Genomic DNA, 22,315 nt, shown 5'->3' with positions numbered 1-22,315 from the left:
GCCCTTGCAACGGCATATGTTAAACGAAAAACAACGTTTTTAAAATGACCGAAATCCATATACATATCGTTAAGAGAATAGAAAGAAGAACCGCTAGAGAACCCGCATCCTTGGCAATTTTTATATCTTCACGATATTCGCGGGTGATGGCGTTGCAGGTCGCTTCGATAGCGGTATTCAATACCTCGACAATAATGACAAAAACTATAGAACCGCAAAGCAATAAAAAGCTTTGCCAATTATCGGTCAAAAAGAAGGCTACAGGCAGAGAAATCACGAAAAGAATTGTCTCTTGAATAACAGCCTTTTCGTGAGTCAACAAATATTTGACCGCACGGAGGGAATTCAAAAATGCTTTGAATAATCTCTCCATGCGTTTTTCATCCGATGTCAAAAATCGTGTTTTAATTTCTCTAGCGGGCAGTTGCCTGTGTTGTCTCGGCATCCCGTTGTTTTTTCAAAAGCTCTGCAACAAGAAACGCCAATTCAAGTGCCTGATCGGCGTTCAGCCGCGGATCACAATGGGTGTGATACCGATCGGAAAGATGTTCTGCCGAAATGGCATGGGCGCCACCCGTACATTCAGTGACATCACGTCCGGTCATTTCGATATGGATACCACCGGGATAAGTTCCTTCCGCATGATGGACAGCGAAGAAGTTTTCCACCTCTTTCAAAATCCGTTCAAACGGGCGGGTTTTATAACCGTTGGCCGTAATGGTATTGCCATGCATCGGATCACAAGACCAAACAACCTTTTTGCCTTCGCGTTCAACAGCACGAATGAGTTGCGGAAGGTGATCTCCTACTTTGTCGTAACCGAAACGGGCAATCAGTGTCAGTCTTCCCGCCTCGTTTTCGGGATTGAGAATATCAATCAGTCTCAACAAATCATCAGGTTCAAGTGACGGACCGCATTTAAGGCCGATCGGGTTTTTGATACCGCGACAATATTCGACATGCGCATGATCGGACTGACGTGTACGATCTCCGATCCAGAGCATATGCCCCGATGTCGCATACCAGTCACCCGATGTAGAATCTACGCGCGTTAGCGCTTCTTCATAACCGAGGAGAAGCCCTTCATGGCTTGTATAAAATGACGTTTCACGCAATGACGAATTTGTATTGGCTGTTATACCGATTGCCCGCATAAAATCCATTGTTTCTGAAATGCGTTGTGCAAGCTTGCTATAACGTTCGCCCTGCGGGCTGTTGGCAATAAACCCCAACATCCATTTATGGACATTATCCAGATTGGCATAGCCACCTTGAGCAAAGGCACGCAACAAATTCAAAGTTGCTGCCGATTGCCGGTAAACTTCCGACATACGCTGTGGATCGGGTGTACGTGAAGCTTTATCGAACTCTATCCCGTTAATGATGTCACCGCGATAGGATGGCAAGGTAACACCATCCTTGGTCTCGGTGTCGGAAGATCTCGGTTTTGCAAATTGTCCGGCAATGCGGCCGACTTTTACCACCGGCTTTGAAGCGCCGAAAGTCAATGCAATCGCCATCTGTAAAAATACGCGGAAAAAATCGCGGATATTATCAGCTTCATGCTCGGCGAAACTTTCTGCACAATCACCGCCTTGCAACAGGAAAGCCTTTCCTTCTGCAACCAATGAAAGTTCATGCTTCAAATTGCGTGCTTCACCGGCAAATACCAAAGGTGGATAACGGCGCAATTCACTTTCTACATGAGCCAATGCTACAGGATCAGGATAAGTCGGTACCTGCTTAATCGGTTTTGATCTCCAAGATGCAGGCGTCCAATTTTTAGTCATCATTATCTCACTTTACGGTATAAAATATAGTTCCGGTGTTCTTTTATCGGGATTTAAAAATATCCGGGATCAGGTGCACCTACCTACTTTATGATATAAACAGAATTGTTGTTTAAAGCCAAGTCCATGGTCTCTCTAAAAGTGTAATTCCGCTTTTTTTACTACAATTTAACAACATCCGTTCGACTGAACACATTCTATTCAATTCAGCTTCTTTCCGTTCTCGTAAACATAAGTGGGTTGATACATTGTAACCAATTCTTCAGAGGCCGTCGGATGAAGCGCCATGGTTCTATCAAACACATCTTTCGTCAATTGGCCTTTGAGAGAAACACCGAGAAGTTGTGCCATCTCGGCTGCATCATGACCCAGTATATGGGCTCCCACCACCCGTTTTGACGTTCCATCAACAACCAGTTTGGTGAGCATTTTTTCTGTATTTCCCGAAAGTGTATTACGCATCGGACGGAACAGAGCACGATAAACCTCGACACGCAGGAACTTCTTCACCGCCTCTTCTTCTGTCAGCCCTACTGTGCCAATCTCGGGCTGTGAAAATACTGCCGTTGCAATAAGTTCATGATCCGGCTTTGTCGGATTGTTTTTGAAAGCGGTTTCAATAAAACACATTGCTTCATGGATTGCGACAGGTGTTAGCTGTATCCTGTCGGTAACATCACCCACAGCCCAAATATTATCAGCACTTGTCTTCATATAGTCGTCGACAATGATAGCATGACGGGAATTACATTCAACGCCGGCTTTATCCAAATTCAATCCGTCGGTGTTGGGCGAACGTCCAAGAGCCAGCATGACTTTACCCGTTGTCAATGTTTCGCCTGTCGAAAGCTTTACGTTGAAGTTTTCAGAATTTTTCTCAACCTGTTCGATCGTTGCGTTATATAAAATGCGAATACCTTTTTCTTGCATGGCATCGTTTAACAGTTGCCGTAGATCGGAATCGAATTTGCGCAATATCAGATCACCGCGGTAAACGAGTGTTGTTTTCACACCCAGCCCGTGAAAAATGTTTGCAAATTCTACTGCAATATAGCCACCGCCTGCTATCACGATGGATTGAGGCAATTTGTCCAGATTGAAAGCCTCATTCGAGCTGATACACAATTCGTTTCCGATAATTTCCGGATGGCGGGAAACATGACCGCCTGTTGCAATCAGAATTTTCTCGGCAGTTACCCGTTCGCCGGTTGTTTTAATTTCCAATGTGTGAGCATCGACAAAAACGGCACGGCTTTCAAAGATCTTGACATGGTTGTTATCAAGTCCTTTGCGATAAAGCCCTTCGAGTCTGGCAATCTCTTTGTTTTTAGCTTCAAGAAGCCGCGTCCAATCGAATTTGTAATCATCCAGAGTCCAGCCAAAGCCATGACTATCCTTGAACTCCTGTGAATATTGCGAGGCATAGACAAAAAGCTTTTTCGGCACACAACCGCGGATAACGCAGGTTCCGCCCATGCGATATTCTTCTGCAATGCCAACTTTTTTTCCGAGTGCACCGGCCAAACGTGCAGCACGCACACCGCCCGAACCACCACCTATTACAAACAGATCAAAATCATATGATGACACGGGGACTTCCTTTCACTTCAATTGTTGGAACTTTTAATATGGTACCGGAGTGCCTGAATTATAAGCCAATACAATGTTATTTGCTTTAACCGATTTCTGAAATAGCTGTATTTTTAATTTTTGGCAAAAAAAATGGCGACAATAATGCCGCCATTTTCAAAACTTGATGAAAGCCGATTATTGTGCAGGTGCGGGAGCCTTGGGCTTTGCACTCTGTGCGGCTGCCGGTGGATTGGGTGCTGCACGTTTTTGTGTACCAAGCTTTTGAGCCATTGCTTTTCCGACATTTGCAGCCAGATCCTGAGCTACACCTTGACGCCATACGTCATAAGCCGAAAGGATGTCGCGAACGGCAACAGGACCTTCTGTCAACAATTTTTTACCTGTGTCCGATGTATAAAAGGCAGTAATCTGGTCAAGCTCGGCTTGTGAAAAATGCTTGGCATAGGCACGGGCGGCCTCTTTTTCCAAATCGGCGCGACGTTTGGCAAGTGCCATCGCCTGTTCATCAACCGTATCGGAAATAATATTTGCGAGATTGGGGTCTTTACGCATCAACTCGTCTTTCAGATCACGAGCGGTGCTTGGGAGAAATTCATCAAATTGGTCTGTAGCATGGATTGCAGCAATTGCTTTTTGTGCCGATTGCAACTGTGCTTCGCTAATATCGTCAGCATAGGTGAAATTAACGCCCATACCAAGAATTGCGACTGTTCCCAGCGTTGCAGCAAGGCGTCGGATGGAAAATGCCGTGTTCATTCAGTGGTTACTCCATAATTATCGTCAAAAACTTTTAGCCATCTTTTTCGTCAAAAAAAACCGATGGAAAGACATTTACTCTAAAAATCCGCCTCATCCAAAACTTTTATTTCACCATTGGTCATTGCAACCACCGATTTCTTTGCCAAATTCAAAAATAAACCGTGTTCGACAACGCCCGGGATCGAAAAAAGTGCTTCGGATAGAGCTTCTGGATCAGAAATACGGCCAAATGATGCATCAAGAATAAAATGTCCACCATCAGTAACAAAAGGTTTATTATTCTCTTGCCTTAATGAAATGTTGCCAGAAAGGCCAAGGCTCTTTGTTACTTCGACAATTGCAAGTTTTGTTGCTGCCAAACCGAACGGATTGACTTCAATAGGCAAAGGAAATGCACCAAGCGCGTTAACCAGTTTGGAAGAGTCAGCAATCACCAACATGCGGGACGAAGCAAAAGCGACGATCTTTTCGCGCAATAATGCACCACCGCCCCCCTTTATCAAAGCCATATGCGGACCAATTTCATCAGCACCGTCAACATCAAGATCAAGAGCGGGAACATCATCGAGACTTGCTACCGGAATTCCGAGTTCACGGCATAGCTGTTCCGAACGCACCGATGTAGCAACGCCCACAACGCTTAAACCGTCTCTGACACGCTCCGCCAATACACGAATAAATTCATTTGCTGTAGAGCCGGTTCCAATTCCAAGTTTCATCCCGTCTTGGACAAATTCAACCGCTTTTGCGGCGGCTGCTTTTTTCAGTTCCAGAGCATTCATAGCCATTCGCTTTTCCTAACAAGTGTTTCATCTCTTACGGATCGCCGAAAAAAAAGCAATCTCCCGACACCAGAAACCCGATATTTTTACCAAAATTTGCCCTTTTATACCCTGATTTTATAGTTGATAAAAAAAATCCACTTTAGGGGTTGATTCCCGACTTAATGTTTCATATGTTTGTCATGTTTTAGTGAGTCTGATAGGTTTCATTGTAATTGGTTATCGATAATGATTGTTTGTTCGTGTAACGTAATAAGTCAATCAGAGATCGAAGATGTTATCAATTCTCTGTTGGAAGAGGATTGTTGGCAATTGATTGTTCCCGGAAAAATTTATAAAGTATTGGCGAAGCGCGGCAAGTGTTGCTGTTGCTTTCCGAATATACTCGAAACCATTATTCGAGTATCGGAAAATTATCATCGCCTACATAATCGGGACGAGGCTGAGATTATCTCCTATCTTGATCGTGTGCGCGCATTGCGATTGAAATATAGGAGAATAGGTCAACATGAAAGGTCACGAAAAGGTCATCGAGCGGCTTAACCAGGCGCTCTTTCTTGAACTTGGGGCGGTCAACCAATATTGGATTCACTACCGCTTGACTGAAGATTGGGGTTACACAAAGCTTGCCAATAAGGAACGTGAGGAATCCATTGAAGAAATGGGGCACGTTGACAAGCTGGTCAAACGTATTGTTTTTCTGGAGGGGCATCCCAATTTGCAAACCCTCGCCCCTCTTCGCATTGGCCAGAATATCAAGGAAGTTCTGGAATGTGATTTGGCCGGAGAATATGAGGCAAGAGAAGCTTATCGCGTTGCACGTGAGCTGTGCGCCGAATTGTCCGACCATATCTCAAAAAAATTATTCGATGAATTGTTGGAAGATGAAGAAGGTCATATCGACTTTCTGGAAACACAACTTGCACTTCTTAACAAGATTGGCGAAGAAAAATATGGCCAGTTGAATGCAGGTTCAGCTGAACATGCCGAAGCCAAAGAATAAAAAATAACTATCGAAATTGAACCGGCCAGAACCACCAATGGTGTTGTTCTGGCCGGTTTATTTTACCTGAAGCCGTTTTTCAAATTCACATATTTATTTTGAAATAGCTATTTATCCGCTTACACCTTGTTTTGGTTTTCGCCCTCATTGCTCCTTAAACCGACGTTCCGGTATGTCGCAGTTGTCACAACACCACCGCTCATTTCAGAAAGACTAGCGGATTTTGGGAGCCGCATCCATGGAACTAGAAATCTCGTCGATTTATCCATGAGAATAAGAAATCTTGCAGGCATTTTCAGGTTCTGCCTCTATTATATTTAACTGGCTCGATAACTTTTCAAAGCTTCCGTGAAACCGAAAGCCTTAAACTGCGCGACATTTTCTTTCGTTGGTCGCCACTTTCGTTCATTATTGACGCTTCCGGCGAACGTCCAAACGATGTCAGTTGTTAATCTCGAAAAACAAGTGAAAAAAGATGAGCAGAAGACAAGCCGAAATCGAAGAATTGAAATTCAAGAATCCTGATAGTCTTTAACTGTCATTTCATTCAAAATGACCGGTTTGAGGCTTGCAAATATTTTCGATATTCGTTCCAAGGTCGTGTCGGCCCTCCCTTAATAGAGGATATTATTTTACCTTTATCGGTAACCAACATAGTTCCGTATAACATCAATGAAGTTGCAGTAATAATTTTTTGCCCTGAGACACATTTCAATAAATGGATATTTTGATAAACAACCAGAATATCCGCATCAGGGCATGTCATGTCGCTATTATATTGCTCTTCGATTACTGCTATTTTTAAACCGCCATCTTTTTGTGTTCGACAAGTTCCTTCATTACAAATAAATTGCGCTCCTTCCCGCTGTTCAGCGTTCGCGGGGCCTACAACTGTGTTCAATTTATACGACCGTTGCCAAACTTCTGTGACAAATTTCGTCGGCTTTTTATCGGTAATATAAAGATTTCGATTGTCGATGAGGCCGACAGCACCTTTATCCTCCGACACAAGCAATAAAGGCGGTTTTTGTAGAACAACAAAAAAAACGCCAACCAAAAACCATAGAACTGAAAAGAGGCAAAGCCTCGTTTTTAAAATTAAAAGTATAATGAGGCCGGAAGACAGAAAAACCAATGCAACCGGAGGGATGACACCCGGATTGATATCCGGCGAGATTGCCGCAACACTGTAGGCAATTTTTTCAACAAGTTTCACGCCTCCTCCCATGACTTGCAACGGCAGCCATTCAAGACCGAATGGCATAACCAGCGCTGCAACAAGTGCAAAAGGCATGACAATGATCGACATTACAGGAAATGCCAAAGCATTGCTGATAATTCCAAGGGGCGCTGTATTGGAAAAATGGTATGCAGAAAAAATTCCGCTTGCAAGACCGGCCACAAGTGAAGCGATTGCCGTCGAAAGAACCGGAAAAAGAACAATGCGCATTATACCGGCTCCCACGAACATCGGTGTCGTCTGATAATATGATTTCGGTCTTCTGCTCCACCAACCGAACACAGCCACCAATGCGGCTGTTGCCGAAAACGACATTTGAAAGCTCGGTCCCAGCACTTCATGCGGGACAACAAGCAAAGTCATAATGGCGGCAATAGCGAGATTGCGCATTGTTATCGCGGAACGATCAAAAATTATCGCGATAAGCATAACTGCAACCATTACGAAACTGCGCTGCGCCGCGACATCGGAACCGGACAAGACGAGATAGAAGGCGGATGCCAATAATGCCGCTGCGGCGGCAATCTTTTTTGATTGATAGCGCGAGGCAAAGCCGGGAAATATTGCAAGTAATGTCCTGACAATAATCAGAACCATGCCGGCGACCATCGCCATATGCAAACCGGAAATTGACAAAATATGCGAAAGTCCTGCAACCCGTAAAGCATCATTGGTTGTCTGCGAGATGCCGCCTCTTTGGCCGGTAATCAATGCTGCCGCTATGCTACCGGTTTCCCCGCCGATCGCCTTTATGATCCTTACTGTCATTGCCACACGTAAACGCGAAATTCCCAGAGAAACCCGCTCGACCAACGAGTCCGGCGGTTCGACAATAATTTTCTTGGGCTTGCCTACAAAATAGCCTTGACCACCGATAGACTGGAAATAATTGGAAAATCCGAAGTCATAGCTGTTTGGCCTGATTGGTCCGGAACTTGCCCGTAATTTCACCCGTCCCTCGACCCCGTCGCCCGGCTCGATTTCCATATTGCTCGTCGAAGCGGATAACTTTACTCTTTCGGGAGCGTAATGGAGATGGGGATTATTCGTCGCCAATATATCCACAACCAAACGCGATTTTGCATTTGTTGCCTTTTCGACTGCAATAACTCTCCCCCTTATTGTTGTCGAAATATCGCTTCCAAGCATTGGTGTCGCTATACGCCACGCCTCTATTTTGGAACAAAATGCTCCGACAACAATACATGTCGCAAAACCGGCAACAAAAAAGGCCGGCCGATAATGACGGGACAGGATAAAAAACCCGATCGCCAAAGCGCAATAAGCTGCAAGTTTTGAACCGTCGGGTTCATATGGAAGTGTAAAATAGATTATCGCACCGACAGCCATGAACACCGGAATCAACAGAAACGCTAACCCTTGCTCAAATTCATGAACAAACGAGTGATAGACCCACAAAAGCGCATCCTTGAGCTTTTTAGAGAGCGAATTTATCCCTGTTTTATGTGGATTGATAAATGGTATATCATCGGGCAGACTCACAACATGCCGCTCGACCGGGCTGTAAAGCTGCGCAGCAGACGCCATCCTCTTCTTTCCGGATTGCCTGTTCAATCCTTGCGCATTTGATTTGCTTTCTGGTGCATTTCTCTGCTTTATAATTCTATCTGTCCCCGTTGGTATGACTGGCACACGTGAGTGAGTCTATGCTAATGGTTCGACACCATACTGACAATGGAATACTCGTAGAAATCTGGAGACATTTATGTCCACGCCTGTAGTTACACGTTTTGCCCCTTCACCCACCGGTTTTCTTCACATCGGGGGAGCGCGTACCGCCCTGTTCAACTGGCTTTACGCCAAGCACACCGGTGGCAAAATGCTGCTTCGTATCGAAGACACCGATCGGGAACGCTCCACCAAAGCAGCGGTCGATGCAATTATTGACGGATTGAAGTGGTTGGGATTGACATGGGATGGCGAGCCTATTTCGCAATTCTCACGTGTTGACCGTCACCGTGAAGTTGCCGAAGAACTCGTCAAAAAAGGGCAAGCTTATTATTGCTACGCCACACCGGAAGAATTGACAGAAATGCGTGAAAAAGCACGAGCAGAAGGAAAACCCCCGCGTTATAACGGCATCTGGCGCGATCGCGATCCTTCCGAGGCTCCGAAAGGAGTAAAACCGGTTATCCGCATAAAAGCACCCCTTCAGGGCGAAACAATCGTGCACGATCGTGTACAAGGGGATGTACATTTCCCCAACAAGGATCTTGATGATTTTATTATTTTGCGTTCGGACGGAACACCTACTTATATGTTGGCGGTGGTGGTTGATGACCACGACATGGGAGTAACCCATGTTATCCGTGGCGATGACCATCTGACCAATGCTGCACGCCAGACAATTCTTTTTAATGCCATGGGGTGGGATGTTCCGGTAATGGCTCATATTCCACTCATTCACGGAGCTGACGGTGCAAAACTGTCAAAGCGCCATGGCGCCCTCGGCGTTGATGCCTATCGCGCAATGGGTTACCTGCCGATAGCCTTGCGCAACTATCTTGTACGTCTTGGCTGGAGCCATGGCGATGACGAGATTATGTCGACTGAAGATATGATTTCTTGGTTTGATATTGATGACATCAACAAAGGTGCTGCCCGCTTCGACTTCAAGAAACTTGAGGCGATCAACGGCCAATATATGCGCATGAGCAATGACAAAGAACTGTTTGATGCCGCGCTTTCCATTCTACCGGAAATCGAAGGCGGTAAGGAACTTCAAACGAAGCTCGATGATAAAAACCGGGCTGAATTTCTAAAAGCAATGCCGGAATTGAAAGAACGCGCCAAAACGCTTGTAGAACTGATTGACAATGCCGCTTTTATCTTTGCCGATAGGCCTTTGAAACTTGATGAAAAGGCTACCAACCTTTTGAATGAGGAAGGAAAGGCGATTTTGAGAGCTGTCTATCCGGCTCTTGAAGCTTGCACCGACTGGAACAAGGAACAACTTGACCACATCATCAGGCAATATGCGGAAGGTGCCCAATTAAAGCTCGGTAAAGTTGCACAGCCCTTGCGGGCAGCATTAACCGGTCGGGCGGTTTCACCCGGTGTTTTTGATGTGCTCGTTATTTTGGGACGCGAAGAGTCGCTGGGTCGGATAAGAGACCAGATCGCCTGAGACTTCACGCCGTATTAGCCGGTATCTTGATTTTTATTATTGTGCCACAGCTCCTTTCAAAGCGCTGTGGCATTTTTTATCAAATTAGTTTGGACATTTTGCGACCGCGGGCAATGCCGATCTTTGATACGCGCATTTTCCTGTGCTTGAATCACACAAGATTGACACCGGTAACATAAAAATACACAACTTAGAGATTGCAAGCCGGCGCTTTTTGGATAATCTGGAAAGTAACACAGGCATTAGACATGAGCCGCAATTATTACCTGTAGTGTGAACGCGGCACCTCATCTTTTTGGGGTGGAGGGTCTGAAAGGGAAGATACATGATAGACAATAAAGCACATATAACCGTTGACGGTAAAAGCATTGAACTTCCGGTACGCAAAGGCACAATGGGCCCGGACGTTATCGAGATTGCACCGCTTTATAAGCAAACGGGAACGTTTACTTACGACCCCGGTTTTACATCAACGGCTTCTTGCGAATCCAAGATTACCTATATTGACGGAGATGCCGGTGTATTGCTCTACCGCGGCTATTCGATAGATCAGCTTGCCGAGCAAGGTGACTTCATGGAAACTTGTTATTTGCTGCTTTATGGAGAACTCCCCAGCAAAAAACAAAAAGAAGATTTTGACCGGACTGTGCGCGAGCACACCATGGTTCACGAACAGTTCTCGCGATTCTTCCATGGCTTCCGTCGTGACTCACACCCGATGGCTGTGATGGTAGCCTGCCTTGGAGCAATGTCGGCTTTCTATCATGATTCACTTGATATTGCCGACCCGCGTCAAAGGATGATCGCGTCCATCCGGCTTATTTCAAAAGTGCCGACACTTGCCGCTATGGCCTACAAATATTCAATCGGCCAACCGTTCGTATATCCAAGTAACAACTTGGGTTACGCCGCGAATTTCCTGAAAATGTGTTTTGCTGTGCCTTGTGAGGAATACAAAGTCAATCCGGTATTGGCACGGGCAATGGATCGTATTTTCATCCTTCATGCCGATCACGAGCAGAACGCTTCAACATCGACTGTCCGTTTGGCCGGTTCTTCGGGAGCCAACCCGTTTGCTTGTATTGCTGCCGGCGTCGCTTGCTTGTGGGGTCCTGCCCACGGCGGAGCTAACGAAGCATGTTTGAAAATGCTTCAGGAAATCGGATCAGTTGAAAGAATTCCTGAATTTATCGCACGTGCGAAAGATAAAAACGATCCGTTCAGACTTATGGGATTTGGTCACCGCGTCTATAAAAATTATGACCCGCGTGCAAAAATCATGCAAAAGACATGTCATGAAGTGTTGACGGAACTCGGCATTAAAGACGATCCGCTTCTCGACATTGCTATGGAACTCGAACATATCGCTCTCCATGACGAGTATTTCATCGAGAAGAAGCTTTACCCGAATGTTGATTTTTATTCCGGCATTACTTTGAAAGCCTTGGGCTTCCCGACCGATATGTTCACAGTTCTGTTTGCTTTGGCACGTTGTGTCGGCTGGGTTGCTCAATGGAAAGAAATGATTGAAGATCCGGCACAGAAAATTGGTCGTCCGCGTCAGCTCTATACCGGTGCAGCACGCCGCGAATATGTACCGCTGGACAAACGCAAATAATTTGCTTCGGAAATATTCAATTTCCGGAAAAACAAAAATTAAAACCCCGTCACAAATTTTATGGCGGGGTTATTTTTAACTTACAGCGGAATATCCAATCTCTTTAATTTAGGTTCGGGACACGTTAATTTAGAAGCTGACGATAAGTTAAGCTGAGACAAACTTGCACAGTCATGCCATATAACTCTAAGCTGCCAGTTCTTGAACTCGTCGAACAGATTCTTGGTCTCAAGTCGCCATCGGTAAGTTTGATTGTGAAAACGAATTCCAATTTGCCCTGCCCTTTAAGTGTGAAATGCAAGTCTTAATGTTGCTGCCAAAACAACGCCTAGCGAAAACAACCGATACCCCACTGTACGCAAAGAATTGCAGTGATCTGGAAAAACCGGCAGAACAGGAGAATCGGTCCTCTATAACTACTCACCCTCGATTTTTGCAAAAACAGGCATATCAACTTTTCATCTTGGCGAACGACCATATGCAGGATTGAATTAAAGAGGTCTTTTGCAGCCGAAACGGTCGAGGTATATTGCCGTTTTCAATATACATCTTAGCTTATGATGCACCTTGGGGGGGGTGCATAGGTCCATAATTCATTGAAGTCCTTAGCTTTTCGGATAAAGGCAAAAAAGCTGTCGTCAAACACGCCAGTCCGGCTCCTGCATATGAAGCAGTTTTAAAGCATTTATCGCAGCTAACTCTCATCCAACCAATGTCTGCTCTTGCTGAAACAACCAATACTGATGAGAACATGCTGGTCTTTATACAGACAACGATTTGAGACAGTGAAAAACAACGAAATATTCGCATCACTCCTTCCTCGCTCGGAAAAACAACCAATTTATTGGTGTCACCCACATTAAAAATCAGCGAATAACTAACCGGTTAAAACTGAGTTTCATAAAAGTAATAAGTCCTGAACTCGGAAAAAAATAAAGCTGTATCTCAGCAATGATTATACGACTAGTGCATTATGAAAATAGGTAATATAAATTAAATAAAGTGAAACGAAATATAGTCATTCTTTTGATTAATTTGAATTGGAATGTTCTTGGAATACAAAAATAGTAACACGTAAGCCGATAGCGTGACAATCTACCGTTGAGTACAAAATGTTAAGAAATTTAGCTTGATATGTGCTTATCCGGTAAATATTTTTAATACTGGTAATGTATTCGCCAACGATCACAAACTTATATAAAATTTCTCGTTTAATTTTTCGACCTGAAAAAACCAAAAATATAAGGCCACGTCTTGATTAGACGTATGTTGCCTCAACAAATCAGATTGGTTAATTATTCATTTTTGCGATGAAATACGCAATTGCACAAAGATGCAAAATCTATGATGTCCTATGCTTTAAGCAACTTGCGTATCAAACATTTTGTGCCTTAATTAATACTTATGCTAACCTCTTATGCACTCTTAAGCGATCACAGTTAAAAGATATTTTCATTGATCTTCTGAAAAAAATTCATTTTTTCCAAAATAATTGTGGATTTTTGATTCATTTTATCGTTCCGAACCATAGGAAGAACAATTACTTTCGTTTAGCACTGACAGCTATATGTTATTTAGTTGGCTTGCCAATTGGTTTGCGCTTAGAATTTGCAACTAATGTCAGGACACCACAAGTCAGTTCACCAAAATTTTTTTTGGGGATTGATATCACCAAACTGGTGACGTTTTTGCATAATGATTAGCCTATTCCGCTCTCATATCAACGTGACAAATTCAATCATATCCCAACCAAGGAGAGAACTCACATAGACTAACAATGTATCAATAACACCGAACTTCAGTTTTTCGGTCATCTCCAAACAGACTGAACCTCTCTCGACAGAAATGTTATGCCTAACATATTTCAAGGTGCAGATGATACATGAAGCCTTTTAAAGGAAACTTCTAATTTTCTAAGCAGGATATAAATAATTTATTTTTTGTTTCGGAAACCTTAATACATACAATTTTTGTTACCATGTTTGATTTAAATTACGATCTTATTAAATACTCTAAGCAAAAACAATAAACATCGACTTTTAAAATGCGTTCAAATATTTTTTCATGTTGTTAAATTTTATTTCAAACCAAATCATTTAGTTCTTTTCGAGCTTTTTGAATAGTTAATTTCTTAACTCTCCCGGCTCTATCCATTATACAGGTATATTTTAGAGCTATAGACGAATTCACTATTTGGTTTAAACGTCTTTTCTTTGTATATTCGTGCATGCTATGAATTAAGAAATTAATAGATTTTTCATCAAAATCATTACTAACATTAAATGGAATTGTCCTTTTTTCCTGAAGATCGAATGCTCGTCCAGTTCCTTCATTAGCATTGAAACTGCTAATACTAAAAAGTTTTACTCTCGGTGATTTATCTTCAATATAGTCATTAAGATATGCTTTCGACCGAGAATCGAAATTAATGATATTATCGCGTGGGGAATCTCCACTAAAAATTTGAATATTGAGCACACCATTGTTGACGATGTTATGGGCTTGTCGTATAGATGATTCAACCGCATCTACAATTGCGTTAACATCTCCCGAGTGTCGTTCTTCAAGTTTAGATATCTCTTTGTTTTCTACAGTTTCTTTTTTTCCTAAAAGTCGTTGGTATATATACTTCAAGAAATCAATCATAAATTCAGCTGTGATCGTTTCGCCCAACTCTATTGCAATACTTGCTGAAGTTGGCAAGATAACTTCATACAAAAATTCGAAGCTACCTTTTCTCTGTGCCACAAGATTAAATTCAATAGGCAGAGCTTGAAATTTTTTTCGGCGAATTCGGCCTTCAACCAAAAAACTCGAAATAATTAACAATGAACACGATATATGCTCAACTGATTTAATTCCTTCGTAAGCTGGTAGTTTATTTTTATTTGCGATATCTCCAGTAAATGAAATTCCAAGTTCCATTTTATAACTCCAATTTCGTAAAGAATCATTTTCAATTTTATAAGTAAATGGCGCGATTCGGAATTATTTTATAATAATGTTTTCATTATTTTTCTAGAATTGTAACAAAATCTATTATATCCTTTCCCACATATCGACGTTAGCTTACGAGTTACATTCATTTCTAACACAGTCCATTTTCGGCTCTGGTAGTTGATCGGCGCTAAAAAGACCCGATTTGGTGAGAACCAGATGATTTGAGTATCAGAACGACATGAAGGCGGTTGAGTTAGGATAGCAATGCAGAATCAGCAGTTGGATGTTTTGTAGAAGATACTTAAAATATGTTTTATTAACGTTTTGGATACAAAAATAATGAAATAAAATTATAATGTAAGTACATTTTTTATTTTTACAGAAAATATTGTGTATTGAAAAATACTTATTTACATGAATTATGATTTAAAATTTATTAAAAATGGAAAATTAATTATATTTATTTATAATTATATATTTTTATATTATATTCATTATATTTGTTTGTAATATTTTTATGGATTAACATCATAGTATTAAACCGCCATTACATTTAATTATATTAGTCGTACTGATTCGATTGAACTTATCGTTATTTTTGGGGAGATTTGTAGGCCATAGACTCATTAATTAACATAGATGATAACGGCAAGATTGCGGAGACAAATATATGTGCGCATCAGTCGTAAAGTCCAGCTTTACCTCGCCAATCATAAATTTTAGCGATCACATTCATGATTTTAAGACAGTGCCGGTAAGTTTGTTTGTAAAAGAGTAAATTCACTTGTTCTGCCCTTTTGAGTTGGCGTGCAAGCCATTATATTTTGCTCCGATAGGGACCTATCGGAACCAGTCTTATTCAGAACTCCTGTCGGTAAATGAGCTCCCATGTATCCGACAAAACCGACAACAGCCCCACCTTCTTGGTGGGCGCCACTATCAGTCCTGTTGATATAAATCGGCATATCGCTTCTATTTTGATTAGAGGAGATATGCAGTTTTAACTTCAATCCACCTTTCGTGACACGGATAGTGCTAGAGGAATATGTGTTTTTTTACAGACATATTACTGAACAATGCAATTCAAAGTTTGTTACATTGGTCAACCCGTTGAGAACATGAGATCAGTTCAGCTAAAATTGCAAAGATACGGTTCATCCATCCGGTTCGAGCATGTCAAGCGGCGATAAACTATTTTATGCTGCTCACAGCCGAAAAGATCATTCGCCAATTAGAAGCCATGTTTGATGACATAAACGAACTGGCTGAAAATTCATTGGTCATGAATATGGACAATGTCATAAGACAGCGTGACAAAGGACGACATTCGCCCCATATGTTCTATTCTCAACAAAAAAGAAAACAACCATTAGATGCACTTCCACTAAAACCGATATATCAACAAAATCAAAACTGAAGTTCAAAAAAGTTCTATATCTAAATGCAAAAATCTATATTAACTTGTTATTCAATTTAATGTCATGAATTCCCATAACTTATCGGTTTGCATTCAATAATTGTTAAGAGCGGCAAAAATAGCCGCCCTTTAACCAATATTTAGGTTTAACAATTACACGGTGCATTTACTAAATCTTCTATTGAGCGGTATAACCGCCATCAATAACCAGTTCCGAACCGGTGACAAAACCGGATTCATCGGAAGCAAGATAGAGAATGCCATAAGCAATATCGTCCGGTACACCTAATTTTCCAATCGGGTGTAGAGCTGTTAAGGCTGCTTTTCTTTCCTCGACATCGCCGCTTTCTTTGGCACTTTCTTCAACCATAGGTGTCCAGATATAGCCCGGATGAACCGAATTCACACGAATTCCATAGCCCGATTTTGCGCAATGCAATGCGGCAGACTTGGTGAATAGACGAACCCCGCCCTTACTTGCGTTATAAGCAGCAAGCGTTGGATCTCCAACCAATCCCTCAATGGACGAAAGGTTGATGATCGAACCGCTCTTCTGGTTTTTCATGACACGGATCGCTTCTCTTGTACCCAGAAATACGGCATCAAGGTTGATCGATTGCAGAAAGCGCCATTTTTCCAACGTTTCGTCTTCTGCAGAAGCCGAGTGTCCGACACCCGCATTATTGACCAGAATATCCAGTTTCCCGAATAGCTTGACAGTGTCGTCGACGACTTTTTTCCATTGCTGTTCATTGGCAACGTCGTGTTTCATATATTTCGCAATGCCGCCGGCTTTGTTAATTTCTGCTTCGACTTTCTTGCCTTGGACTTCATCAAGATCGGTCAAAACGACTTTTGCACCTTCTTTCGCCAGAAGACGTGACGTCGCCTCGCCCAAACCTTTTGCGCCACCGGTAACGATCGCTACTTTATCTTTCACCCGCATAATAAATTCTCCTCATGCCTATATTTTCTTGCTATTACATTTTAATAGCAATCACATATCGGTATCAGATGAAATGATTATCTTACAATTGTCAACCGTTCTGCGGCACGTGTAATTGCTGTATAAAGCCAGCGTTCGCGCGTATCGCGAAATGCAAAACTTTCATCAAACAATACAACATTATCCCATTGCGAGCCTTGGGCTTTATGGACGGTCAACGCATAGCCGTAATCGAAATCGTCATAACGGCGCTTCATTTGCCAGGAAATCTCGCTTTCCGGATCGTCAAAAACTGCTTTCAATAATTTTATTTTTGCAACACCGCGATCGTCATCTTCCGGTGTAATAAGCAAACTGATACCGGGTTTGATTGTTTCCTTCGAGGCTGTCATGACTTTCCATAACGAGCCATTCAACAGCCCCTTTGCGGGATCATTGCGCAAGCAAACAAGTTTATCACCTGCCTGCGGGTAATCGGCCGAAAAACCTTTAAGCTCCCGCAACCGTTTATTATAAAGCCGTCGCGTCCGGTTAATACCAACCAGCACCTGATCGGCTTCAAGAACCAATTGCTGATCCACTTGCTTTCTGGTAATTACCTTGGCACTACCGTAATCACCATAATCAATATTGCGGCCTTCCCGAACATCCATAGCCAGACGGATAATCGGATTATCCCGCGCCTGACGGTGTATTTCCGTCAATAGAAAATCCGGCTCGTGCTCGGTAAAAAAACCGCCACCCGATATTGGCGGCAATTGACCGGGGTCACCCAATACGAGGATAGGCGTTCCAAAGCTCATCAGATCACGCCCCAATTGTTCATCGACCATCGAACATTCGTCAATGACAACGAGCTTGGCTTGAGCAATGGGACTCTGCCGATTGAGCGAAAACATCGGAGCCATCGAAGTTTTTCCGGTGGTTTCGTCTGCCACTTCTTCTTCACCGCGTGGACGATATATCAAAGAATGGATGGTTCGCGCATTCGTTGCACCCTTCGAGCGCAAAACTTGCGCCGCTTTACCTGTAAAGGCAGCAAATTGAACCGTACCATCAACACTTTCGGCAAAATAGCGGGCGAGCGTTGTTTTGCCTGTTCCCGCATATCCGAACAAACGAAAAAGCTGCGACTGACCATTCTTGAGCCAAGCCGATACTTTTGTAAGCGCTTTATCCTGTTCAGGTGAGAATTGCATGATTTAACCAAACAGGATTCGACGATCAAGGGCAAGTTAATTATAGTCCTGTTACCATAGAATATTCGTGTTTTTACGGGAGGTACACATGCCGCATACCGGTTTTTGCGATCGTTTCAAAATAGATATTCCGCTTATTCAAGCTCCGATGGCCGGCGTTTCAACGCCCGAATTGGCAGCGAAAATCTGTAATAGCGGCGCAATCGGTTCACTCGGTTTGGGGGCGTCATCTGCTGAAATCGCCTATAAAGCAATCGAAAGCTTGAAAAAAGCGACAACGCGGCCTTTCAATGTCAATTTTTTCTGCCATAAGCCTGCGTTGATCGCAAAACAAGTTGAAGAAAACTGGCTACAACGTTTGAGCCCTCTGTTTCAAAAATTCAACGGCCAACAGCCCGCGAGCCTGCGAGAAATCTATACAAGTTTTTATTCCAATGATGAACTTTTCAAACTCGTTATGAAAGAAAAGCCGGCAATTGTAAGTTTTCATTTCGGTCTACCGGAACCGGAAAAAATCAATGCTATGAAAAGTGCCGGAATCTTTTTGCTTGCAACCGCCACCAACCTTGACGAGGCTTTGGCAATCGAACATGCCGGTTTCAATGCGATTATCGCCCAAGGTTACGAGGCCGGTGGCCATCGCGGAATATTTGATGAAAACTCTGTCGATCAATGCCTTTCGCTTGCACCACTTTTAAAGATCATTCGTAAAAATGTTTCTATTCCGGTCATTGCCGCCGGAGGCATCATGGACGGGCGTGACATCGCAGCCTTTATAAAACTCGGGGCCAGTGCCGTACAAATGGGTACGGCCTTCATCGGCTGTCCGCAATCGCAAGCCGACAGCGGCTATCGACAAACTCTCGCAAGCAACTCGGCCTATCATACGGTAATGACCCGCACATTTTCCGGAAGACCGGCGCGTGCACTTGATAATGCTTTTGTTGAATTTACCCGAAACGTTCCGAATAAGGAGGTTCCCCCCTATCCTTTTGCCTATGATGCAGCAAAGCAACTTGCAAAACTTGCGGCAGATAAACAGAACTTTCAATTTGGTGCTTATTGGGCCGGACAAGGTGCCCCGTTTTCACGCCCGATGGACGCAGGCGAACTCGTTGATTGTCTAAAAAAAGAATATTATCAGGCAATACAATCTGCTGAATAAAAATCCGGTTTAATAAAAAAGCCACCGGCATTTTACCGGTGGCCTTCTATCGAGCCTCATTACATACCGTCCGGCCCTCGGTTCATGGCGGAAACACCTGTCCGGCAAATTTCAACCAATCCCAATGGCCCCATAATTGCGATGAATTGATCGACTTTCGCAGTGCGTCCGGTAATTTCAAAAATGAAATGTTCAACTGTGGCGTCAATCACTTTGGCATGGAAAGCGTCTGCCAAACGTAAGGCTTCAACCCGATCAGCGCCTTCACCAGCGACTTTGATAAGTGCGAGTTCCCGTTCAATCGGAGCATCCTGACCCTGCTCGCGAGCGCGAAGTGTGAGGTCGACCACTCTGTGAACAGGGACAATGCGCTCCAACTGGTGGCGAATCTGATCGAGCACCTGAGGGGTTGCCCTTGTTACAACGGTAATGCGGGATAACCGCTGCTCATGTTCTGTTTCGGAAACCGTCAAACTTTCAATATTATAACCGCGCCCTGAAAACAATCCGATAACACGGGCAAGCACACCCGGTTCGTTGTCAACCAGAACCGCAAGCATATGGGTTTCCATCGGGTCATTATCCGGCTCGATAAAATAAGCTGAGCCAAAACTTAAATTCTGTGCATTCATCATCCTATTCCTTATACGAGCGAGCGACCTTTTGCATCTATGGCGTTGCGGACTGCTTCATCATTTGCTTCATCGGGAAGCAGCATATCGTTATGAGCACGACCGGAAGGTATCATCGGGAAACAATTTTCCAGTTTGGCAACAATGCAATCAAACAAAACCGGTTTGTCGCATTCAAGCATTTCAACGATTTTATCATCGAGTTCCTCAGGTTTGGAACATCTGATCCCGACAGCTCCATAAGCTTCGGCAAGTTTTACAAAATCGGGCATAGCATCTGTATAGGAATTGGAGAGCCTGTTTCCATGAAGCAATTGTTGCCACTGACGAACCATTCCCATGTAATGGTTGTTCAAAATAAACACCTTGACCGGCGTCTTGTGTTGCATAGCCGTTGCCAATTCCTGAATATTCATTTGAATGGATGCATCACCGGCCACACATATAACAAGTGCATCGGGATGGGCAATCTGAACGCCAATCGACGCGGGGAAACCATAGCCCATTGTGCCCAATCCGCCGGATGTCATGAAGTGGCGCGGCTCCTCGAAACCATAATATTGCGCCGTCCACATCTGGTGTTGACCGACTTCGGTCGTGATATAGGCGTTCTTTTCTTTCGTCAGCTCGTATAGCCGCTTTATTGCATATTGCGGCATAATGACATCGGATCTGTGTTTATAGGCAAGCGAGTTGCGTGCTCTCCAATGATTGATCTGATCCCACCAGGTCTTTCTTGTTTCTTTATCAGGAACCGGCTTCAGAGCACGCAAATTCCGTGTCATATTTTCCAGAACGTGGGCAACGTCGCCAACAATCGGCACTTCGACTTTGACAATCTTGTTGATTGAAGAGGGGTCTATATCAACATGGATTTTACGCGCATTGGGTGCAAAAGCGTCAAGCCGCCCTGTAATACGATCATCAAAGCGCGCACCGATTGCCAACATAACGTCGCACTCATGCATCGTCATATTGGCCTCATAAGTGCCATGCATTCCGAGCATACCCAACCAGTTTTTCCCTGATGCCGGATAGGCTCCAAGCCCCATAAGCGTCGAAGTGATCGGAAAATCTCCGAGCGCAACAAGCTCGCGCAACAGGCGCACGGCGTCGCTTCCGGAAGATATTACCCCGCCGCCCGTATAAATAACCGGTTTTTTGGCTTCCGCAAGCATTCTGACTGCATATTCGATTGCTTTGCTGTTGCCATCCAATTGCGGTCGATAACTTTGACGCGGCATTGATCGGGGTGCGGTATAAACTCCGGAGGCAAATTGAACATCCTTCGGAATATCAATGAGAACAGGACCCGGACGCCCCGTCTGCGCAATATAGAAAGCTTCATGAATAATGCGAGACAGGTCATTTACATCCTTGACCAGCCAATTATGCTTTGTACACGGGCGGGTAATTCCGACAGTATCGGCTTCCTGAAAACCGTCTGTACCGATCAAGGTTGTCGGAACCTGACCTGAAAAACATACAAGCGGAATCGAATCCATCAACGCGTCCTGAAGTGCAGTCACTGTATTCGTAGCACCCGGCCCTGACGTGACCAACATAACACCGACTTTACCGGTGCTGCGGGCATAACCTTCCGCTGCATGTCCGGCCGCTTGTTCATGCCGAACGAGTATATGCTCGAATGAATTCTGTTGATAAATCTCGTCAAAAATCGGGAGCACCGCTCCCCCCGGATAACCAAAAACACGCTCCACCCCTTGGTCGATAAGTGCCTGCACGACCATTTCCGCACCAGACATTGTTTTTCCATCGAAACTGTCTTTTGGTTTTGGTTCTTCTGTCATTTTTCCTACTCGCCAACTGAATTCATTGAGGTAATAAAAAAGGCCCCCAAGGGAGCCTGTTTCGCGTATGAGTGGCTATAAGCCGAATGGTTACACCATTTGCCCCATACGCGTTCGCACTACTAGAATAATCTGTTTCATGGGTGAAACATTATTATGGAGAAAACAGCTCGTCAATCCAAAAATTTCAATTTTTTAAGCAAAACAGGAAGTTTATGAAGCTGAACTTGAAAGCTCATAAAATTGAGCCTATCAGACAGTTTCAGTGAAAA

General features: G+C 43.7%; 17 protein-coding genes. 6 read left to right on the top strand and 11 right to left on the bottom strand.

Going from position 1 to position 22,315, the window contains the following annotated elements:
• Window positions 1-19 precede the first annotated feature (19 nt).
• The 5 genes from GQS64_RS06740 to rpiA form a co-directional block, all read right to left on the bottom strand.
• The gene (locus GQS64_RS06740) at window positions 20-373 is read right to left on the bottom strand and encodes a diacylglycerol kinase (RefSeq protein WP_198231062.1); all 354 of its coding nucleotides are present in this window, start codon (window positions 371-373) and stop codon (window positions 20-22) included.
• 40 nt (window positions 374-413) lie between these two features.
• Window positions 414-1,790 carry a class II 3-deoxy-7-phosphoheptulonate synthase gene (locus tag GQS64_RS06735; RefSeq protein ID WP_077994530.1) on the bottom strand — a complete coding sequence of 459 codons (1,377 nt, stop codon included), beginning with the start codon at window positions 1,788-1,790 and terminating at the stop codon, window positions 414-416.
• A 201-nt stretch (window positions 1,791-1,991) separates the two neighbouring features.
• Complete coding sequence (gene gor / locus GQS64_RS06730) at window positions 1,992-3,380, bottom strand: glutathione-disulfide reductase (protein ID WP_077992058.1); 1,389 nt, start codon at window positions 3,378-3,380, stop codon at window positions 1,992-1,994.
• Between the two features lie 177 nt (window positions 3,381-3,557).
• On the bottom strand, window positions 3,558-4,139 hold the full coding sequence (locus tag GQS64_RS06725; protein WP_198231061.1) for a DUF2059 domain-containing protein: 582 nt from the start codon (window positions 4,137-4,139) through the stop codon (window positions 3,558-3,560).
• Window positions 4,140-4,219: 80 nt separating this feature from the next.
• The gene (gene rpiA / locus GQS64_RS06720) at window positions 4,220-4,924 is read right to left on the bottom strand and encodes a ribose-5-phosphate isomerase RpiA (RefSeq protein WP_198231336.1); all 705 of its coding nucleotides are present in this window, start codon (window positions 4,922-4,924) and stop codon (window positions 4,220-4,222) included.
• A gap of 228 nt (window positions 4,925-5,152) precedes the next feature.
• Here rpiA and GQS64_RS06715 point away from each other — a divergent pair, with 228 nt between their 5' ends.
• Entirely contained in the window at window positions 5,153-5,467 is a 315-nt protein-coding gene (locus tag GQS64_RS06715; RefSeq protein ID WP_077992055.1) for a (2Fe-2S)-binding protein, read from the top strand.
• Window positions 5,433-5,927: a bacterioferritin gene (gene bfr, locus GQS64_RS06710; RefSeq protein WP_075870748.1), complete on the top strand. Its 495-nt coding sequence runs from the start codon at window positions 5,433-5,435 to the stop codon at window positions 5,925-5,927. Before GQS64_RS06715 ends, bfr begins: the two co-directional genes overlap by 35 nt.
• Window positions 5,928-6,474: 547 nt before the next feature.
• On the opposite strand, the gene GQS64_RS06705 is transcribed toward bfr, so the two are convergent.
• Complete coding sequence (locus GQS64_RS06705; RefSeq protein WP_198231060.1) at window positions 6,475-8,715, bottom strand: ComEC/Rec2 family competence protein; 2,241 nt, start codon at window positions 8,713-8,715, stop codon at window positions 6,475-6,477.
• A 178-nt stretch (window positions 8,716-8,893) separates the two neighbouring features.
• On the opposite strand from GQS64_RS06705, the gene gltX reads away from it, so the two are divergent.
• Together gltX and gltA are read left to right on the top strand one after the other, a co-directional pair.
• Window positions 8,894-10,315: a glutamate--tRNA ligase gene (gltX, locus tag GQS64_RS06700; protein ID WP_198231059.1), complete on the top strand. Its 1,422-nt coding sequence runs from the start codon at window positions 8,894-8,896 to the stop codon at window positions 10,313-10,315.
• Between the two features lie 325 nt (window positions 10,316-10,640).
• Complete coding sequence (gene gltA, locus GQS64_RS06695; protein ID WP_077992050.1) at window positions 10,641-11,933, top strand: citrate synthase; 1,293 nt, start codon at window positions 10,641-10,643, stop codon at window positions 11,931-11,933.
• A gap of 2,082 nt (window positions 11,934-14,015) precedes the next feature.
• Here the strand turns inward: gltA and GQS64_RS06690 are convergent.
• Window positions 14,016-14,858: a hypothetical protein gene (locus GQS64_RS06690; protein ID WP_198231058.1), complete on the bottom strand. Its 843-nt coding sequence runs from the start codon at window positions 14,856-14,858 to the stop codon at window positions 14,016-14,018.
• 1,213 nt (window positions 14,859-16,071) lie between these two features.
• Between GQS64_RS06690 and GQS64_RS06685 the strand changes: the two genes are divergently transcribed.
• Complete coding sequence (locus GQS64_RS06685) at window positions 16,072-16,290, top strand: hypothetical protein (RefSeq protein ID WP_198231057.1); 219 nt, start codon at window positions 16,072-16,074, stop codon at window positions 16,288-16,290.
• Window positions 16,291-16,468: 178 nt separating this feature from the next.
• Here the strand turns inward: GQS64_RS06685 and GQS64_RS06680 are convergent, their stop codons facing one another.
• Together GQS64_RS06680 and GQS64_RS06675 are read right to left on the bottom strand one after the other, a co-directional pair.
• Window positions 16,469-17,236: a glucose 1-dehydrogenase gene (locus tag GQS64_RS06680; protein WP_198231056.1), complete on the bottom strand. Its 768-nt coding sequence runs from the start codon at window positions 17,234-17,236 to the stop codon at window positions 16,469-16,471.
• Window positions 17,237-17,313: 77 nt separating this feature from the next.
• Complete coding sequence (locus GQS64_RS06675; RefSeq protein WP_077992046.1) at window positions 17,314-18,435, bottom strand: ATP-dependent DNA helicase; 1,122 nt, start codon at window positions 18,433-18,435, stop codon at window positions 17,314-17,316.
• Between the two features lie 88 nt (window positions 18,436-18,523).
• Between GQS64_RS06675 and GQS64_RS06670 the strand changes: the two genes are divergently transcribed.
• The gene (locus GQS64_RS06670; protein WP_198231055.1) at window positions 18,524-19,600 is read left to right on the top strand and encodes an NAD(P)H-dependent flavin oxidoreductase; all 1,077 of its coding nucleotides are present in this window, start codon (window positions 18,524-18,526) and stop codon (window positions 19,598-19,600) included.
• A 59-nt stretch (window positions 19,601-19,659) separates the two neighbouring features.
• On the opposite strand, the gene ilvN is transcribed toward GQS64_RS06670, so the two are convergent.
• Window positions 19,660-20,232, bottom strand: a complete 573-nt coding sequence (ilvN, locus tag GQS64_RS06665; protein WP_077992043.1) for an acetolactate synthase small subunit — start codon at window positions 20,230-20,232, stop codon at window positions 19,660-19,662.
• Between the two features lie 11 nt (window positions 20,233-20,243).
• Window positions 20,244-22,043, bottom strand: coding sequence for an acetolactate synthase 3 large subunit (locus GQS64_RS06660; protein WP_198231054.1), 1,800 nt, complete (start codon window positions 22,041-22,043; stop codon window positions 20,244-20,246).
• Window positions 22,044-22,315: the final 272 nt, after the last annotated feature.

This window comes from Bartonella sp. P0282, from assembly GCF_048452985.1.
Taxonomy (GTDB): Bacteria; Pseudomonadota; Alphaproteobacteria; order Rhizobiales; family Rhizobiaceae; genus Bartonella; species Bartonella choladocola.
The sequence above is the reverse complement of the archived record's forward strand: the minus strand, read 5'-3'. Positions and strand labels throughout refer to the sequence as shown.

Excerpts from the sequence above, each read along its gene's own strand:
- gltX (WP_198231059.1), top strand. The coding sequence starts at position 8,894 with ATGTCCACGCCTGTAGTTACACGTTTTGCCCCTTCACCCACCGGTTTT.
- GQS64_RS06670 (WP_198231055.1), top strand. The coding sequence starts at position 18,524 with ATGCCGCATACCGGTTTTTGCGATCGTTTCAAAATAGATATTCCGCTT.
- GQS64_RS06725 (WP_198231061.1), bottom strand. The coding sequence starts at position 4,139 with ATGAACACGGCATTTTCCATCCGACGCCTTGCTGCAACGCTGGGAACA.
- GQS64_RS06740 (WP_198231062.1), bottom strand. The coding sequence starts at position 373 with ATGGAGAGATTATTCAAAGCATTTTTGAATTCCCTCCGTGCGGTCAAA.
- rpiA (WP_198231336.1), bottom strand. The coding sequence starts at position 4,924 with ATGAATGCTCTGGAACTGAAAAAAGCAGCCGCCGCAAAAGCGGTTGAA.
- bfr (WP_075870748.1), top strand. The coding sequence starts at position 5,433 with ATGAAAGGTCACGAAAAGGTCATCGAGCGGCTTAACCAGGCGCTCTTT.
- GQS64_RS06735 (WP_077994530.1), bottom strand. The coding sequence starts at position 1,790 with ATGACTAAAAATTGGACGCCTGCATCTTGGAGATCAAAACCGATTAAG.
- ilvN (WP_077992043.1), bottom strand. The coding sequence starts at position 20,232 with ATGAATGCACAGAATTTAAGTTTTGGCTCAGCTTATTTTATCGAGCCG.
- GQS64_RS06715 (WP_077992055.1), top strand. The coding sequence starts at position 5,153 with ATGATTGTTTGTTCGTGTAACGTAATAAGTCAATCAGAGATCGAAGAT.
- GQS64_RS06705 (WP_198231060.1), bottom strand. The coding sequence starts at position 8,715 with ATGGCGTCTGCTGCGCAGCTTTACAGCCCGGTCGAGCGGCATGTTGTG.
- GQS64_RS06675 (WP_077992046.1), bottom strand. The coding sequence starts at position 18,435 with ATGCAATTCTCACCTGAACAGGATAAAGCGCTTACAAAAGTATCGGCT.
- GQS64_RS06690 (WP_198231058.1), bottom strand. The coding sequence starts at position 14,858 with ATGGAACTTGGAATTTCATTTACTGGAGATATCGCAAATAAAAATAAA.
- GQS64_RS06680 (WP_198231056.1), bottom strand. The coding sequence starts at position 17,236 with ATGCGGGTGAAAGATAAAGTAGCGATCGTTACCGGTGGCGCAAAAGGT.
- gltA (WP_077992050.1), top strand. The coding sequence starts at position 10,641 with ATGATAGACAATAAAGCACATATAACCGTTGACGGTAAAAGCATTGAA.
- GQS64_RS06685 (WP_198231057.1), top strand. The coding sequence starts at position 16,072 with ATGCTGCTCACAGCCGAAAAGATCATTCGCCAATTAGAAGCCATGTTT.
- GQS64_RS06660 (WP_198231054.1), bottom strand. The coding sequence starts at position 22,043 with ATGACAGAAGAACCAAAACCAAAAGACAGTTTCGATGGAAAAACAATG.